Genomic DNA, 15,333 nt, shown 5'->3' with positions numbered 1-15,333 from the left:
GTCTTCGCCGACCGCGCAAGGCTTGGGAATGCTGGTTTGGCCGGGGCTTGCGTGCGCAGCCATTCACCAATGAGAACGGATGAGGTCTTGAAATAATTAGTCGCCAGGCTTGAGCGCCAGCAGGCGTTTAGTCAGTAGGTGAGTCAGCGTGTCGCCGTTCTCATTCTTCTTTTTTTCTGCGGCATTAATTCTCTTTCTCAATTGACAATCATTATCATTCAACCTAATTTGTCGCTCGATATGCAGGACGACGCCGCCCCCTGTCGTCCCATGACCCTATTTGCAGCAAGGTGATTTCCAATGACGGAACAAGTATCCACAAGCAGGTGCGATTCACCGCTACTTCAGGCCTTCGTCGACAATCGACTGATTCTGGTCAAGATTGCCGCCCGCATCACCGGTTGCCGATCACGGGCCGAAGACGTGGTGCAGGATGCGTTCTTCCGGCTGCAATCGGCGCCGCAAATCACGTCGTCAATCAAGGCGCAGCTCAGTTATCTGTTTCAGATCGTGCGCAACCTGGCGATCGATCATTACCGCAAGCAGGCGCTGGAGCAGAAGTATTCGGGCCCGGAAGAGGAAGGTCTGAACGTGGTGGTTCAGGGCGCTTCGCCGGAAACCTCGCACATGAATTTCTCGACCCTGGAAAACATCGCCGATGCGCTGACGGAGCTGCCCAGCCGCACCCGTTACGCCTTCGAGATGTACCGCCTGCACGGCGTGCCGCAAAAAGACATCGCCAAGGAACTTGGCGTCTCGCCAACCCTGGTGAACTTCATGATTCGTGACGCGCTGGTGCATTGCCGCAAGGTGTCGGGCAATCGTGCGGATACCTTTGCTCGTCGTTAAAAGCTTCGCGGGCAAGCCTCGCTCCTACGGTGTTGTGTCGATTACATTATTTGTGAACGACACAACACTGTAGGAGCGAGGCTTGCCCGCGAAGACTGACTCAAGACCGCAACAGACCTTGAGCCTTACGCATCAAGCCAACGAACACCGATCAAAAAACCGCTCACGCCCCAACACCATCAGCGCCGCGCGCTTGTGCGGGAAGTCGAACTCTTTTTCGCAGTGGAAACACTGATTGTGCAGATGCCCGATCATCTTCGCGTTATCGGCGCGAGGCTCGGCCACCACCCGTTGCGTGCGTGGATCATCGAGAAACAGGTAATGCACCAGCGCCGATAGCCAGCTCGCCACCTTATGCGGGCCGCGGTGATGTTCTTCGCCGACCAGCATGTGAATGCCACGGTCGTAATCACCGGCATCATAGAACGGCGCAATGCGATCCTCCTTGGCCCAGTAGGCTTCGAAATAGGCAAACGGCTGATCATCGAAGCAGCCGATCAGCGTCAAGGTGTGCGGGTCGGCTTCGAGTTTGCTCAGGTATTCGCGATGCTTTTCGATGCTGCCCTTCTCCTGCCAGAAACTCGCCACCCGCGGGCTGTTCTGCCAGCGGTTGAAACGCGCCAGGTCATGCTCGATTTCTACCGTGCGCAGGGAAACCCACGCACCGAGCCGCGCATCGAAACGTCGATAGACCTCACCACGGGGTTTCACCGCACGTAATGGATGGCGCTTGCCGCTGCTGATGACCATTTGCTGCGGATAGCTGCCGGTGCGCGACTCACCCAACCAAGGTTGGGGCAATTGCCAGAACAGCGTGCGTTCGCAGCGATACTGGCCAGTGATTTCGGTCGCGATCAGCAATCCGCTGAGCAAGGCTTCGGTGGGTACGTCATCGAGGTGCCAGGTCAGATGCTGACACGCCGCATCACGGGCAAACAGCCAATAACAGGCCGCCCAGAATGCCTGACCGTCAGGACGAGCGAAGCGTTCCTCCAGCCGCAGATGCAACTCCGGCCCGCGGGTCAGCCGCAGCTCGATCAACGGTTGCCCTTGCAGGCTGAGGCTCAGGCGACTGGCGGTTTCATCGGCTACAAGACAGTTGCCTGACGGCAAGGCCAGGGTGGTCAGGTCATTCGGATTGGACATGGGTGGGGCTCACGGTAATCGTCGACAGTTCAACGAGGTGACGTGAGCCAGGGCAGGAAATTTAAGCGCCGTCGCCAAATACGCGACCTGAGCCACGACTCAGGGTTTGCCCACCGGCACTAGGGCAATTTTGTAGGGGTCGAAAATCTTCAACATCTGGCCGTTGTTTCGCAGGTCTTGCAGCAACTTGCCAAATGCTTCCCCGGTAATCGGCGCCTGCGGGCGAATCAGCGCGTAATGGTGATAGACCTGATCGATGCGTTGCGACACCAGCAACTGCTCGCCGACTTTCTCGTTACGCAGCAGATAATCGCTCAGGTAGGAGCGCGTCACCAAGGCAATGTCGGCACGCCCGCGCAGCACTATCAACAGATTGCTGTCATGGGAATAAGTCAGCGTGGCGTTGTAGGTGTCGGCCAGATACTTGGGATCGGCATTAAAATTGGCAAACTCGTAGTGGTAGCCGCTGTACAGCGCCAGGCGCTTGCCCGTCAGGTCTTTGAAGTAGCTCTCATCGCGATCGGGTTTCTTTTGCGCGACGAAGATTTCTGCATCTTCCAGGCCCATGTCGACGAGGGTATGCGGGATGTCCTTCCAGCCCCAATCCGGGTTCTCGAAAATCGCCATGTCCACCCGGCCTTGTTTGAAATCACCAAAACGCCGGGGAATGGAGGTGGGCACCAGCTCGAACCGATAGTCGGTTTGCACCTGATTCAGCGCTTCCACCAGTTGCGGCAACAGACCGGTATCGGCACCGGACTCCGGACGCACAGTGTAGGGTGGAAAATGCGCGGCACCGACCCGCACCAACTGTGCGGCCTGAGATGGCAACACGCAGCACACTGCAAGCGCCGCCAGCAAAAGCCGAGACGCGGTCCGAATTGGTGAAGACATCAAAACAGCCTACTCCCCGAAAAAAATACCCATCACTGCATTCAAGCTAGGCGGTTTCGCCAACTTAGCCAGTTTCTTGCCGAGATAGACAGCTCACTGCCGTTCTTCAAGTACCAGAATCAACGCCTCATCGGCCAATTGATCGAGGCTCATGCTGCCATCGGCACGAAACCAGGTGGTGGTCCAGGACAACGCGCCCGTCAGGAAACGGCGGGTGATGAACACATCGCCCCGGATAAAACCGGCCTCCTTGGCTTCGCCCAGCACTTGCAGCCAGATGTCTTCATAGATATCACGCAGCGCCAGAACCTGCGCCTGGCCTTCCGCTGATAGCGAACGCCACTCATACACCAGCACCGCCATGGCCTCGCCGCTGCCGCCCATGATCGACTGCAATTCGCAGCGAATCAGCGCCAGAACCCGTTCGCGCACACTGCCGGCATCAGCCAGGGCCGCACGCATCAACGCGGTGTTGTAGCGAATAGTCTCCTCCATCACCGCCCGCAGGATCTCATCCTTGCTTTTGAAGTGATGAAAAATACTGCCCGACTGAATACCTACCGCACCGGCCAGATCACGCACGGTGGTACGTTCATAACCTTTATTACGAAACAGGTGAGCAGCCACTTGCAGCAATTTGCCGCGAGCACTGTCCGGGTCGGTCAATTGGCCGCTGTCGACCAATTCGCGCATCACCCTCAGGGCTTTTTGCTCGTCCACCCGTTCTCTCCTACAGTCGATCAATCAAGTGCGCCGCTGCCCGTTAATACAGCGGGATGCGCGGGCAATTTAAGCTGGCGGGGGCAACCAAGCAAGCGCTTGGGCAGAAGATATTTCAGTCGTTTACAAACCAAGCGCTTGCTTGGTAGTCTCCAAGCACTTCTGTCGGAGGTGGTTATGGAATTGGCTGCGCCCAAAACAATCCGCATCGGTTGCGCCAGCGCATTCTGGGGCGACACCTCGACCGCCGCCGCGCAGTTGGTGGAAGGCGGGCGACTGGACTACCTGGTGTTCGATTATCTGGCCGAGATCACAATGTCGATCATGGCCGGGGCACGGATGAAAGATCCGGGGGCCGGCTACGCCAGCGACTTCATCGAAGTGCTCAGCCCCCTCCTAAACCAGCTCTCGGAACAGAAGATCCGCGTCATCAGCAATGCCGGCGGCATCAATCCACACGCTTGCGCCGCGGCCCTGCAAGCGGCGTGCGACAAGGCCCAGGTAACGCTGAAAATTGCCGTGTTGTCGGGTGATGATCTGCAACCGCGGTTCAAACACCTGAGCAACCTTGGCCTGCATGAAATGTTCAGTGGTGCGCCGCTGCCGCCGATGTGCGTATCGACCAACGCCTACCTCGGCGCACCGGGCATCGTCGAAGCCCTGCGCCTGGGGGCCGACATTGTGATTACCGGACGCGTGGTCGACAGCGCCGTAGTCAGCGCCGCGCTGGTGCACGAGTTCGGCTGGTCGTGGCACGACTATGACAAACTCGCCCAGGCTGCATTGGCCGGGCACCTGATTGAATGTGGCGCCCAGTGCACCGGCGGCAATTTCACCGATTGGCGCGACGTGCCCGACTACGAACACATCGGTTTTCCGATCGTCGAAGTCGGCGTCGACGGCCAGTTTATCGTCAGCAAACCCGATGGTTCCGGCGGTCTGGTCACGCCGCTGACGGTGGGCGAGCAGATGCTCTATGAAATCGGCGACCCACAAGCCTATTTGCTGCCCGACGTGGTATGCGATTTCAGTCAGGTCAAACTTGTACAGCAAGGCAAGAATGCGGTGCAGGTGCATGGCGCAAAAGGTTTGCCGCCGACCGATCAGTACAAGGTCAGCGCCACGTATCCGGACGGTTTCCGCTGCACCGCCAGTTGCCTGATCGCCGGGATCGATGCCGTGGCCAAGGCCCGACGGGTCAGCCAGGCGATCATCAACAAGACCTCGGAAATGTTCAGCCAGCGCGGCTGGGCGCCCTACAGCGAAGTGAACATCGAACTGCTGGGCAGCGAAGCCACGTATGGCCCCCACGGCCAGCGCCAGGACAGCCGCGAAGTGGTGATCAAACTCGCTGTGCGCCACCCAGCCAAACAGGCCTTGATTCTGTTTTCCCGGGAAATCGCCCAGGCCGCCACCGGCATGGCGCCGGGGTTGACCGGGATCGTCGGCGGGCGGCCGACGGTGTACCCGCTGATCCGGCTGTTTTCATTCCTGATCGACAAAACCGCCTGCACCCTGCAAATCGACCTCGCCGGTGAGCGCCACCCGTGCACCCTGCCCGCCCTGGATGCACTCGACCCGGCTGACTTGCCGCTACCGTTCGATCCGCCCCAACCCAGCGAGCGCGCCGATGCGAGCGTGGCCCTGATCAAACTCGCCGTGGCGCGTTCCGGCGACAAGGGCAATCACAGCAATATCGGCGTCATGGCCCGCCATCCCGACTACCTGCCATGGATCGCCGAAGCATTGACACCTGAGGTGATGGTCGACTGGATGAGCCATGTCCTCGACCCGATCCACGGGCGCGTCGAACGCTGGTATTTACCCGGCACTCAAAGCTTTAATTTTCTTCTCGAGAACGCGCTCGGCGGCGGTGGCGTGGCCAGCCTGCGGATCGATCCGCAAGGCAAGGCGTTCGCTCAACAACTGCTGGAGATCCAGATTCCGGTGCCGCAGCATATTGCTGATCAGGTCAACTAGAGGACCGTCGCCCATGGCTTATGACTCGATTTTCAAACCCGACTTGTTCGCCGGCCAGAACATCATCGTCACCGGGGGCGGCAGCGGCATCGGCCGTTGCACCGCCCACGAGCTCGCAGCCCTCGGCGCGCAGGTGCTGCTGGTGGGACGTAATGCCGAGAAACTGAAAAAGGTCGCCGCTGAAATCACCGAAGACGGGGGCAAAGCCAGTTGGCAGGTCTGCGATATCCGCGATGAAGATGCCGTCACGCAATTGGTCAGCGAATTGATCCGCAAACACGGGCCGATTCATGGGTTGGTCAACAATGCCGGCGGGCAGTACCCCGCGCCGCTGGCATCGATCAATCAGAAAGGTTTCGAAACCATCCTGCGCACCAACCTGGTGGGTGGTTTTCTGATGGCCCGCGAGGTGTTCAATCAGTCCATGAGCAAGCACGGCGGCGCCATCGTCAACATGCTCGCCGACATGTGGGGCGGCATGCCCGGCATGGGGCACTCAGGCGCAGCCCGCTCGGGCATGGACAACTTGACCAAGACCGCCGCGTTTGAGTGGGGCTATGCCGGCGTGCGGGTCAACGCCGTCGCGCCGGGCTGGGTCGCCTCCAGCGGCATGGACACCTACGAAGGTGCGTTCCGGGCCGTCATCCCGACCCTGTGCGAACACGTGCCGCTCAAGCGCATCGGCACCGAATCGGAAATCAGCGCGGCGATTGTTTTCCTGCTCAGCCCGGCAGCCGCTTTTGTCAGCGGCAGCACGTTGCGCATCGACGGCGCCGCCAGCCTCGGCGGGCGGGCCTGGCCAATGCACAAGGCGCAGAACAGTCATTCGTACAACGGCTTTCATCGCGCCTATTTACCCGAAGTACTCAGACCCGACGCGTCCAAACCAGACGTCTCCAAACCAGATGAACCCAAGGACAAGGAATAACCATGCCGGTCATCCAGTCCCAGGTAGACCCGTTCAGCGAAGCGTTCGCTCGCAACCGGGCGGCCATGCTGGCCGGCATCGAGCAGGTCCGCCAGCTCGAACAGAACCTGCTGAGCAAAGCCGCCGAAGCCAAGCCCAGGTTCGACAAGCGCGGGCAACTGCTGCCAAGGGAGCGGCTCAACCTGCTGCTCGACCCCGGCGCGCCGTTCCTCGAACTGGCGAGCCTGGCCGGCTACAAGCTGCACGACGACAAGGACGGCAGCGCAGCCGGCGGCGGTTTGATTGCCGGGATCGGTTATGTGTCCGGCGCACGGGTATTGGTGGTGGCGAACAACAGCGCGATCAAGGGCGGAACCATTTCCCCCAGCGGTTTGAAAAAGTCCTTGCGCCTGCAACAGATCGCCATGGAAAACAAATTGCCGGTCATCACCCTCGCGGAAAGCGGAGGCGCCAACCTCAATTACGCGGCGCAGATTTTCGTCGAAGGCGCGCGCAGCTTTGCCAATCAGGCGCGAATGTCGGCCATGGGCTTGCCGCAAATCACCGTCGTCCATGGCTCGGCCACGGCGGGCGGTGCTTATCAGCCGGGGTTGTCGGATTACGTGGTGGTGGTGCGCGGCAAGGCCAAGCTGTTTCTTGCCGGACCGCCGCTGCTCAAGGCCGCCACCGGTGAAATCGCTACCGATGAAGAACTGGGCGGCGCCCAGATGCACGCGCAAACCGCCGGCACCGCCGAATACCTGGCCGAGAACGATGCCGATGGCGTGCGCCAGGTGCGCGAGATCATGAGCCTGTTGCCGTGGAACGATCAGTTGCCATGGTTACCCGAACGTCGATGGGAAGAACCGCTCTACCCCATCGACGAACTGCTGGGTCTGATCCCGGATGATCCGAAAAAACCCTACGACGTGCGCGATATCATCGCCCGGGTTGCCGACGCGTCGAACTTCCTCGAATTCAAGGGCGAGTTCGATCAGCAAACAATCTGCGGGCATTTGCAGATTCAGGGTCGAGCCTGTGGCTTCATCGGCAACAACGGCCCGATTACGCCCAAAGGTGCGAGCAAGGCCGCGCAATTCATTCAGCTCTGTGACCAGAGCCAGACGCCCCTGCTGTTTTTCCACAACACCACCGGTTTCATGGTCGGCACCGAGTCGGAACAACAAGGTGTGATCAAGCACGGCGCGAAAATGATTCAAGCGGTGGCCAATGCCCGAGTGCCCAAACTGACGATCGTCGTCGGCGGTTCCTACGGCGCTGGCAACTACGCAATGTGCGGTCGCGGCCTCGATCCGCGCTTCATCTTTGCCTGGCCCAACAGCCGCACCGCGGTGATGGGCGGCGCTCAGGCCGGCAAAGTGATGCGGATCGTCACCGAAGCCAAACAGCTCAAGGACGGGTTGGTGCCCGACCCGAAAATGCTCGACATGCTCGAACAAGTCACTGCGCAGAAGCTCGACAGCCAGGCCACCGCGTTGTATGGCAGCGCCAATCTATGGGACGACGGGCTGATCGATCCGCGGGATACCCGCACGTTGCTCGGGTATTTGCTGGATATCTGCCATGAAGCCGAGGTTCGTTCGCTGCAACCTAACAGTTTCGGCGTAGCCCGTTTTTGATGACGCGGAGCGTCTAAGGCTGCATTCCCACGCAGAACGTGGGAACGATCACAGGAGAACAATAAAAAATGATCTTCACCCAGGAACACGAAGCACTGCGCCGCACCGTCCGCCAATTCGTCGATCACGAGATCAATCCTCACGTCGATGAATGGGAAAAGGCCGGGCGTTTTCCGATCCATGAGATCTTTCGCAAGGCGGGCGACCTCGGTCTGCTGGGGATTTCCAAACCGGAAAAATTCGGCGGCATGGGGCTCGATTACAGCTATTCGATTGTGGCCGCCGAAGAATTCGGCACCATTCATTGCGGCGGCATTCCGATGTCCATCGGCGTGCAGACCGACATGTGCACCCCGGCCCTGGCGCGATTCGGCTCCGATGAACTGCGCGAAGAATTCCTCCGCCCCGCGATCACCGGCGAGCAGGTCGGCTGTATCGGTGTGTCCGAAGTCGGTGCCGGCTCCGACGTAGCAGGGTTGAAAACCAGCGCCCGCAAGGACGGCGACGACTACGTGATCAACGGCAGCAAGATGTGGATCACCAACTCGCCGAGCGCCGACTTCATCTGCCTGCTGGCCAACACCTCGGACGATAAACCCCACATCAACAAGTCGCTGATCATGGTGCCGATGAACAGCCCCGGCATCAGTCTCAGCCCGCACCTGGACAAACTCGGCATGCGCAGCTCGGAAACTGCCCAGGTATTTTTCGACAACGTGCGCGTGCCGCAACGCAACCGCATCGGCCATGAAGGCGCGGGGTTCATGATGCAAATGCTGCAGTTCCAGGAAGAACGATTGTTTGGCGCGGCGAACATGATCAAAGGCCTGGAGTATTGCGTCGACAGCACCATCGAGTACTGCAAGACACGCAAGACCTTCGGCAATGCGCTGATCGACAATCAGGTCATTCATTTCCGTCTGGCCGAGCTGCAAACCGAAATCGAATGCCTGCGGGCGCTGGTCTATCAAGCCACCGAGCAATACATCAAAGGCCAGGACGTCACCCGCCTGGCGTCCATGGCCAAACTCAAGGCCGGGCGACTGGGGCGGGAAGTCAGTGACAGTTGCCTGCAATATTGGGGCGGCATGGGTTTCATGTGGGACAACCCGGTGGCGCGGGCTTACCGCGACGTGCGATTGGTGTCGATCGGCGGCGGTGCCGACGAAATCATGCTGGGGATCATCTGCAAACTCATGGGCATCCTGCCGGGGAAAAACAAATGAACACCCTTCCCGTTTGCCAGACCCTGTTGCTCGAACAGCATAACGGCGTCCTGCACATCACCCTCAATCGCCCCGACAGTCGCAACGCCATGAGCCTGCAAATGGTCGCCGAGCTACGCGCGGTGCTGGCGGCGGTGCGCGATGACCGGCAGGTTCGCGCGTTGGTGATCGGCGGTGCCGGCGGGCATTTTTGTGCCGGTGCCGATATCAAGGACATGACCAACGCCCGGGCTCAGGGTCAGACGGCCTACCGTGATTTGAACCGTGCGTTCGGCGCCTTGCTGGAAGAAACCCAGCACGCGCCGCAAGTGGTCATCACCGTGTTGCAAGGCGCGGTGCTTGGTGGTGGTTTCGGTCTGGCCTGCGTCAGCGATATCGCGATGGCCGATCATCAGGCGCAATTCGGCCTGCCGGAAACCAGCCTCGGCCTGTTGCCAGCGCAGATCGCACCGTTCGTGGTGCAGCGCATCGGCCTGACCCAGGCCCGCCGACTGGCCCTGACCGCCGCACGGTTCGATGGCACCCAGGCACGGCGCATGGGACTTGTGCATTTTGTCGAGCATGACCCGCAAGCCTTGGCCGAACGCCTCGATGAAGTGCTGGTTCATGTGATGTGCTGCGCCCCGGGGGCGAATGCAGCGACCAAAAAACTCTTGCTGGCGAGTGCCGGACAACCCTCGGAGGGCCTGCTGGATCAGGCGGCCGAGTGGTTCAGCGAAGCGGTGACCGGGGATGAAGGGGTCGAGGGGACGATGGCTTTTGTGCAAAAGCGAAAACCGGGTTGGGCAATTTAAGAGCTTCGCGGGCAAGCCTCGCTCCTGGTATCACGCAGTCCGTAGGAGCGAGGCTTGCCCGCGAAGAGGCCCTCACCTTCACCGCAAAAACCAAGGGAACAACCCATGCCCGCCTTCAGCAAAATCCTGATCGCCAACCGCGGTGAAATCGCCTGCCGCATCCAGCGCACCGCGCAAGCGCTGGGCTACCGCACCGTCGCCGTGTTCAGCGATGTCGACGCCGATGCCTTGCATGTGCAGATGGCCGATGAAGCCGTGAACATCGGCCCGGCCACGGTACAACAGTCTTACCTGAACATCCCGGCAATCCTCGACGCCGCCCGGCGTACCGGTGCCGATGCGACTCACCCCGGTTACGGCTTCCTTTCGGAAAACGCAGCATTCGCCCGCGCCTGCCAACAGGCCGGCATCATCTTCATCGGCCCCAGCCCCGAAGCCATCGAACTGATGGGCAGCAAACGCCTGTCGAAACTCGCCATGATCCAGGCGGGTGTGCCCTGCATCGAAGGCTATCAGGGCAGCGAACAGGACGACGCGACCCTCGGCCGTGAAGCCGAACGCATCGGCTATCCGCTGATGATCAAGGCCAGTGCCGGCGGCGGCGGTCGTGGCATGCGCCTGGTGCACAACGCTGGAGAATTGCTGGAACAACTCCGTACCGCGCGTTCCGAAGCGCAGCATGGGTTTGGCAGCGACGAACTGATCCTCGAACAAGCCCTGATCGACCCGCGCCACGTCGAAGTCCAGCTGTTCGGCGATCAACACGGCAACCTGATCTACCTCGGTGAGCGCGATTGTTCGATCCAGCGCCGTCACCAGAAAATCATCGAGGAAGCGCCCTGCCCGGTCATGACTGCCGAGTTGCGCCAGGCCATGGGCGAAGCGGCACTCAAGGCGGGGCGCGCGGTGAATTACGTCGGCGCCGGCACTGTGGAGTTTCTGCTGGATGCTCGCGGGCAGTTCTACTTTCTGGAGATGAACACCCGGCTGCAAGTGGAACATCCGGTGACAGAGCTGATCACCGGCCTCGATCTGGTGGCCTGGCAGTTTCACGTGGCCGAAGGACTGCCACTGCCGCTGCAACAGGAGCAGGTGCAGCTCAATGGCCATGCCATGGAAGTGCGCCTGTATGCCGAAGACCCGGCCCAGGGATTTCTGCCGCAAACCGGGCGAATCGTGGCCTGGGAACCTGCGTTGCCGGGCGGTGTGCGGATCGACCATGGCCTGATCGAAAATCAGTCTGTCAGTGCGTTTTATGACCCGATGCTGGGCAAGCTCATCGCCCACGGCGCCACCCGCGAAGAAGCCCGGCGCAAGTTGTTGCGGTCAGTGCAGGACAGCGTGCTGCTGGGCGTGCAAAGCAATCAGCGCTTGCTCGCAAGCCTGCTGCAACATCCGCACTTCATCAGCGGCGAGTTCAGCACCGGGTTCATCCCTATGTACTTCGCCGATCATCCTTGCCTGCATCCCCAGGTGCCGAGCGCCGAACAACTGGCCATCGCCGCAGCGCTGTTTTACCAGGCTTCAGCGCAGGCTCACCGCGCCCCGCTGGCCGGTTGGCGCAACAACGCCAGCGTGCCTTTGCACTACCGAATCGGCCGGCAGGACCAGGACTGGCCGGTGGAATTGAACGCTGAACCTGGTAAACCCTACCGTGTTCAGATCGGCGCTCGCGCCCTCGAACTGAGGGTCATCGGAGGCGACGAACACTGGGCCACCCTGGAGATCGACGGTATTCGCCAACGCCATGCCTACCGCCTCGAGGCCGGGCAACTGTGGTTGTTCACGCGCCCCGGCAGCCTGCGGCTGATGGATCGGACCCAGGCGCTGGTCAGCAGCCAGGCCAGTGTCAGTTCCGGCACGCTCAAGGCGCCGATGGACGGGGCGATCGTCGATGTACTGGTCAGTGAGGGCAGCCGGGTCAGCAAAGGTCAGCTATTGGTGGTACTCGAAGCAATGAAAATGGAGCATCCGCTCAAATCCGGGATCGATGGAGTACTTAAACGCTTGCAGGTCAGGGTTGGGGATCAGGTGAAAAATCGTCAGATTTTGTTAGAGGTCGAATAAGCCGCTAGGCGGATCCGCCGGGTTTGGCTACGCTCAAGCCCTATCAGGACGCGGATACCAGGAACCCTGCGATGCCTCACTGGTTGGTCATTGATCTGGAAGCCACCACCGATGAGGGCGGCTGGCCAGTAACAGAAATGGAAATCATCGAAATCGGTGCCACCCTCGTGGACCGCAAAGGCCAGGAACTGGATTACTTCCAGTGCTTCGTGCGCCCGTTGCGCCGGCCCTTGTTGACGCCGTTTTGCCGGGAGCTGACCCACATCACCCAAGCCAATATCGACGCCGCACAGCCGCTCACCGCCGTATGGCCGTTGTTCGAACGCTGGCTTGGCCAACATCATGCGCGTCTGGAAGGCTGGGCCAGTTGGGGCGATTACGACCGCAAACAACTGCTTCAGGACTGGCAGCGCCTGCAGCTCGACAGCGCCTTGAGCCGGGTCCCGCACATGAACCTCAAGCAACGCTTCGCCAAAGCTCGTCGGCTCGAGCGCCCGCTGGGGCTCAATGGAGCCCTGCAACTGGCGGGCCTGCAGTTCAACGGTCAGCAGCATCGGGCACTGGAAGATGCGCGCAATACGGCGCGTTTGTTACCGTTGGTTTTCCCCGCTAATCCTTGAGTGCAGGAGGTGACGCCTATCGACACCTTGTGCATACTGGCCGGCCCTTTTTAGCCCTTTTCGAGGAACCGCCCATGTTTAAAGTCAACGAGTACTTCGACGGCACCGTCAAGTCGATCGCCTTTGGCACCGCTGAAGGTCCAGCGACCATCGGCGTCATGGCACCGGGCGAATACGAATTCGGCACCAGCCAGCGTGAAATCATGCACGTGGTGTCCGGCGCCCTGACCGTCAAACTGCCTGACAGCGATGCTTGGGAAACCTTCGCCGCCGGCAGCCAGTTCAACGTACCCGCCAACAGCAAGTTCCAGCTGAAAGTGGCCGTCGACACCGCTTACCTGTGCGAATACCGCGGCTAACCCACGGGTTTTCACAGCGACAAAAAAATGCCCGTGTCCTTGGACGCGGGCATTTCTATTTGAAGGGTTTTTATTCGAGGATCGTCACCGGCATGCCGACTTCCAGCCAGCCATTGCCGTCGTTGACCAGGTTCTGTCCGAACATTGCACCGTCGGCTTCGGTGCGGTATTTCTGCAAGGTTGCCAGCGGTTCACGATCATCGCTGCGTTCGCCGGTCTGCGGGTCGATGGTGGTCAGAATGCAGCGTGAGCAGGACTTGACCACGCGAAACTCGACATCGCCAATGCGGATGCGTTTCCAGCCATCTTCGGCATACGCCTCGCTGCCCTCGATGACCAGATTGGGGCGGAAACGCAACATCTCCAGCGGCCGCCCGACCTTGCTCGACAAGTCCTCCAGTGATGCCTGACCAATCAGCAACAACGGAAAGCCGTCGGCAAACGCCACCTGATCATCGTCCTTGCCATAGCCGGCCTGGGTGGTCCGAGCGCGATCGAGCGGCACTTGCACCAGGCGCGTCGGCTTGCCGATGAACTCACTGACCCAGGCACCCGCCGCATCGCCGGCATCGGGAACGCGCAAGGTGTCGCGCCAGATGGTCACCCCACGCAGATCGGCATTGCCGTCAGGCAACGCAATATCGATCGGTGAATGACCCGGGGCACTGAGGGTCAAGCCGCCGTCGGCATTCCACAACGCCGACAGCTGACTCATTTTCGCGACCGCGCGTTGGGTCAGGAAGCGCCCGCTGGCTTCGTCCACCAGCATCCAGCGTCGATCGCCGTCCAGTCCCAGCTTGTCCAGGCGGACCTGATCGAGGGGCTCGCCCTTGCCGGATTTCAATGGAAAACGATAAAGCGCGCTCAGACGCATGGCCAGCTCCCTGATGGGTAAAAACGCCACCCTATACGAGCTTGATTGCCGAATCAAAGGCCCCGTGGCGAGGGGGCTTGTCCTGATGCCGGTAAATTAAGCTGTAATGCGATCTGTAGCAGCTGGCGAAGCCTGCGTTCGGCTGCGAAGCAGTCGTGATTCCACCTAACGCGATCCGCCTGATGCACCGTAGTTTCTGATTTTACGACTGCTTCGCAGCCGAACGCAGGCTTCGCCAGCTGCTACAAAGAATGCGCCGGGGCTTAACTTGTCGGCACTGCATCGAGCATCAGGCGCTGGCGCACCACGTCGACGAGTTTGTCGGGCTGGAATTTGGAAAGGAAGTTGTCGCAGCCGACCTTCTTCACCATGGAATCATTGAAACTACCCGACAGCGAAGTGTGCAAGACCACATAAAGGCCACGCAAACGAGGGTCGTTACGGATTTCGGTGGTCAGGCGATAGCCGTCCATCTCCGGCATTTCCGCATCGGTGAAGATCATCAGCAACTTGTCGGTCATGACTTCGCCGGTATCGGCCCAGGTTTTGAGCATGTTCAGCGCCTTCAAGCCATCGCTGGCGATGTGCATCTTGACGCCCAATTGGCCCAAGGTGTCGCGCAATTGCGACAAGGCTACGTTTGAGTCATCCACCAGCAGCACTTCACGGCCACGGGCACGCTCCAGCACCGGATCGTCGAGCTTGTCGCGCGATACCTTGGCGTTGTACGGAACGATCTCGGCCAGGACTTTCTCGACGTCGATGATTTCCACCAGTTGATCATCGACCTTACTGATGGCCGTCAGGTAATGCTGACGACCGGCGCTGGTCGGCGGCGGCAAAATGGCTTCCCAGTTCATGTTGACGATGCGGTCCACGCCACCAACCAGGAACGCCTGCACCGAGCGGTTGTATTCGGTAACAATGATGGTACTGGTGGGGCTTGGCACCAATGGGCGCATGCCGATGGCCTGGGACAGGTCGATCACCGGCAGCGTCTGGCCACGCAAGTTCACCACGCCGCAGACAAAGGGATGGCGTTGGGGCATCAGGGTCAGCTTCGGCAGTTGCAGCACTTCCTGAACCTTGAACACGTTGATCGCGAACAATTGCCGCCCGGCTAGCCGAAACATGAGAATTTCCAGGCGATTCTCACCCACTAATTGCGTGCGTTGGTCTACCGTGTCGAGAATGCCGGCCATTAATGACTCCTGGGCTTGTTCTGATGAATTCACTAAAGGGACTTATCGGCTGTTT

At 60.1% G+C, this 15,333-nt stretch carries 14 protein-coding genes and 1 pseudogene; 10 read left to right on the top strand and 5 right to left on the bottom strand.

The window, feature by feature from the left end; genetic code table 11:
* The first annotated feature begins 300 nt into the window (after positions 1-300).
* Positions 301-849, top strand: coding sequence for an RNA polymerase factor sigma-70 (locus tag FHW68_RS24840; protein ID WP_095634651.1), 549 nt, complete (start codon positions 301-303; stop codon positions 847-849).
* A gap of 132 nt (positions 850-981) precedes the next feature.
* Here FHW68_RS24840 and FHW68_RS24835 read toward each other — a convergent pair whose 3' ends face one another.
* The 3 genes from FHW68_RS24835 to FHW68_RS24825 all read right to left on the bottom strand — a co-directional run bounded on the left by FHW68_RS24835 (position 982) and on the right by FHW68_RS24825 (position 3,609).
* Positions 982-1,995, bottom strand: coding sequence for a GNAT family N-acetyltransferase (locus FHW68_RS24835; RefSeq protein WP_183683570.1), 1,014 nt, complete (start codon positions 1,993-1,995; stop codon positions 982-984).
* Positions 1,996-2,094: 99 nt separating this feature from the next.
* Positions 2,095-2,889 carry an ABC transporter substrate-binding protein gene (locus tag FHW68_RS24830; RefSeq protein WP_095634653.1) on the bottom strand — a complete coding sequence of 265 codons (795 nt, stop codon included), beginning with the start codon at positions 2,887-2,889 and terminating at the stop codon, positions 2,095-2,097.
* Between the two features lie 93 nt (positions 2,890-2,982).
* Positions 2,983-3,609, bottom strand: a complete 627-nt coding sequence (locus FHW68_RS24825) for a TetR/AcrR family transcriptional regulator (protein ID WP_095634654.1) — start codon at positions 3,607-3,609, stop codon at positions 2,983-2,985.
* 177 nt (positions 3,610-3,786) lie between these two features.
* Between FHW68_RS24825 and FHW68_RS24820 the strand changes: the two genes are divergently transcribed.
* The 9 genes and pseudogenes from FHW68_RS24820 (at position 3,787) to FHW68_RS24785 (ending at position 13,202) form a co-directional block, all read left to right on the top strand.
* Positions 3,787-5,589, top strand: a complete 1,803-nt coding sequence (locus tag FHW68_RS24820) for an acyclic terpene utilization AtuA family protein (protein ID WP_183683568.1) — start codon at positions 3,787-3,789, stop codon at positions 5,587-5,589.
* Positions 5,590-5,602: 13 nt separating this feature from the next.
* Complete coding sequence (locus tag FHW68_RS24815; protein ID WP_183683566.1) at positions 5,603-6,517, top strand: SDR family oxidoreductase; 915 nt, start codon at positions 5,603-5,605, stop codon at positions 6,515-6,517.
* A gap of 2 nt (positions 6,518-6,519) precedes the next feature.
* Positions 6,520-8,136, top strand: coding sequence for a geranyl-CoA carboxylase subunit beta (gene atuC, locus FHW68_RS24810; protein WP_183683564.1), 1,617 nt, complete (start codon positions 6,520-6,522; stop codon positions 8,134-8,136).
* 68 nt (positions 8,137-8,204) lie between these two features.
* Complete coding sequence (gene atuD, locus FHW68_RS24805) at positions 8,205-9,362, top strand: citronellyl-CoA dehydrogenase (protein WP_183683561.1); 1,158 nt, start codon at positions 8,205-8,207, stop codon at positions 9,360-9,362.
* Complete coding sequence (locus FHW68_RS24800; RefSeq protein WP_183683559.1) at positions 9,359-10,156, top strand: enoyl-CoA hydratase/isomerase family protein; 798 nt, start codon at positions 9,359-9,361, stop codon at positions 10,154-10,156. Before atuD ends, FHW68_RS24800 begins: the two co-directional genes overlap by 4 nt.
* A 105-nt stretch (positions 10,157-10,261) precedes the next feature.
* Positions 10,262-11,729: pseudogene (locus FHW68_RS24795) on the top strand (acetyl/propionyl/methylcrotonyl-CoA carboxylase subunit alpha); the annotation flags it as partial.
* 236 nt (positions 11,730-11,965) lie between these two features.
* Positions 11,966-12,223 carry an acetyl-CoA carboxylase biotin carboxyl carrier protein subunit gene (locus tag FHW68_RS27600; RefSeq protein WP_371916228.1) on the top strand — a complete coding sequence of 86 codons (258 nt, stop codon included), beginning with the start codon at positions 11,966-11,968 and terminating at the stop codon, positions 12,221-12,223.
* Between the two features lie 71 nt (positions 12,224-12,294).
* A complete protein-coding gene (locus tag FHW68_RS24790) occupies positions 12,295-12,843 on the top strand; it encodes an exonuclease domain-containing protein (RefSeq protein ID WP_183683555.1) in 549 nt (182 codons plus the stop codon).
* Positions 12,844-12,917: 74 nt separating this feature from the next.
* Positions 12,918-13,202: a pyrimidine/purine nucleoside phosphorylase gene (locus FHW68_RS24785; RefSeq protein ID WP_008009347.1), complete on the top strand. Its 285-nt coding sequence runs from the start codon at positions 12,918-12,920 to the stop codon at positions 13,200-13,202.
* 70 nt (positions 13,203-13,272) lie between these two features.
* Here the strand turns inward: FHW68_RS24785 and FHW68_RS24780 are convergent, their stop codons facing one another.
* Both FHW68_RS24780 and FHW68_RS24775 read right to left on the bottom strand, forming a co-directional pair.
* Positions 13,273-14,076 carry an MOSC domain-containing protein gene (locus FHW68_RS24780; RefSeq protein WP_095634662.1) on the bottom strand — a complete coding sequence of 268 codons (804 nt, stop codon included), beginning with the start codon at positions 14,074-14,076 and terminating at the stop codon, positions 13,273-13,275.
* Positions 14,077-14,339: 263 nt separating this feature from the next.
* A complete protein-coding gene (locus FHW68_RS24775; protein WP_095634663.1) occupies positions 14,340-15,278 on the bottom strand; it encodes a chemotaxis protein CheV in 939 nt (312 codons plus the stop codon).
* Positions 15,279-15,333: the final 55 nt, after the last annotated feature.

Source organism: Pseudomonas sp. Tn43 (genome assembly GCF_014192635.1).
Taxonomy (GTDB): Bacteria; Pseudomonadota; Gammaproteobacteria; order Pseudomonadales; family Pseudomonadaceae; genus Aquipseudomonas.
This window is presented reverse-complemented; position numbering and strand designations above follow the sequence as displayed.

Coding starts and splice junctions, on each gene's coding strand:
- atuD (WP_183683561.1), top strand. CDS start 8,205: ATGATCTTCACCCAGGAACACGAAGCACTGCGCCGCACCGTCCGCCAA.
- FHW68_RS24800 (WP_183683559.1), top strand. CDS start 9,359: ATGAACACCCTTCCCGTTTGCCAGACCCTGTTGCTCGAACAGCATAAC.
- FHW68_RS24780 (WP_095634662.1), bottom strand. CDS start 14,076: ATGCGTCTGAGCGCGCTTTATCGTTTTCCATTGAAATCCGGCAAGGGC.
- FHW68_RS24835 (WP_183683570.1), bottom strand. CDS start 1,995: ATGTCCAATCCGAATGACCTGACCACCCTGGCCTTGCCGTCAGGCAAC.
- FHW68_RS24840 (WP_095634651.1), top strand. CDS start 301: ATGACGGAACAAGTATCCACAAGCAGGTGCGATTCACCGCTACTTCAG.
- atuC (WP_183683564.1), top strand. CDS start 6,520: ATGCCGGTCATCCAGTCCCAGGTAGACCCGTTCAGCGAAGCGTTCGCT.
- FHW68_RS24830 (WP_095634653.1), bottom strand. CDS start 2,889: ATGTCTTCACCAATTCGGACCGCGTCTCGGCTTTTGCTGGCGGCGCTT.
- FHW68_RS24790 (WP_183683555.1), top strand. CDS start 12,295: ATGCCTCACTGGTTGGTCATTGATCTGGAAGCCACCACCGATGAGGGC.
- FHW68_RS24820 (WP_183683568.1), top strand. CDS start 3,787: ATGGAATTGGCTGCGCCCAAAACAATCCGCATCGGTTGCGCCAGCGCA.
- FHW68_RS24775 (WP_095634663.1), bottom strand. CDS start 15,278: ATGGCCGGCATTCTCGACACGGTAGACCAACGCACGCAATTAGTGGGT.
- FHW68_RS24785 (WP_008009347.1), top strand. CDS start 12,918: ATGTTTAAAGTCAACGAGTACTTCGACGGCACCGTCAAGTCGATCGCC.
- FHW68_RS24815 (WP_183683566.1), top strand. CDS start 5,603: ATGGCTTATGACTCGATTTTCAAACCCGACTTGTTCGCCGGCCAGAAC.
- FHW68_RS27600 (WP_371916228.1), top strand. CDS start 11,966: ATGGATCGGACCCAGGCGCTGGTCAGCAGCCAGGCCAGTGTCAGTTCC.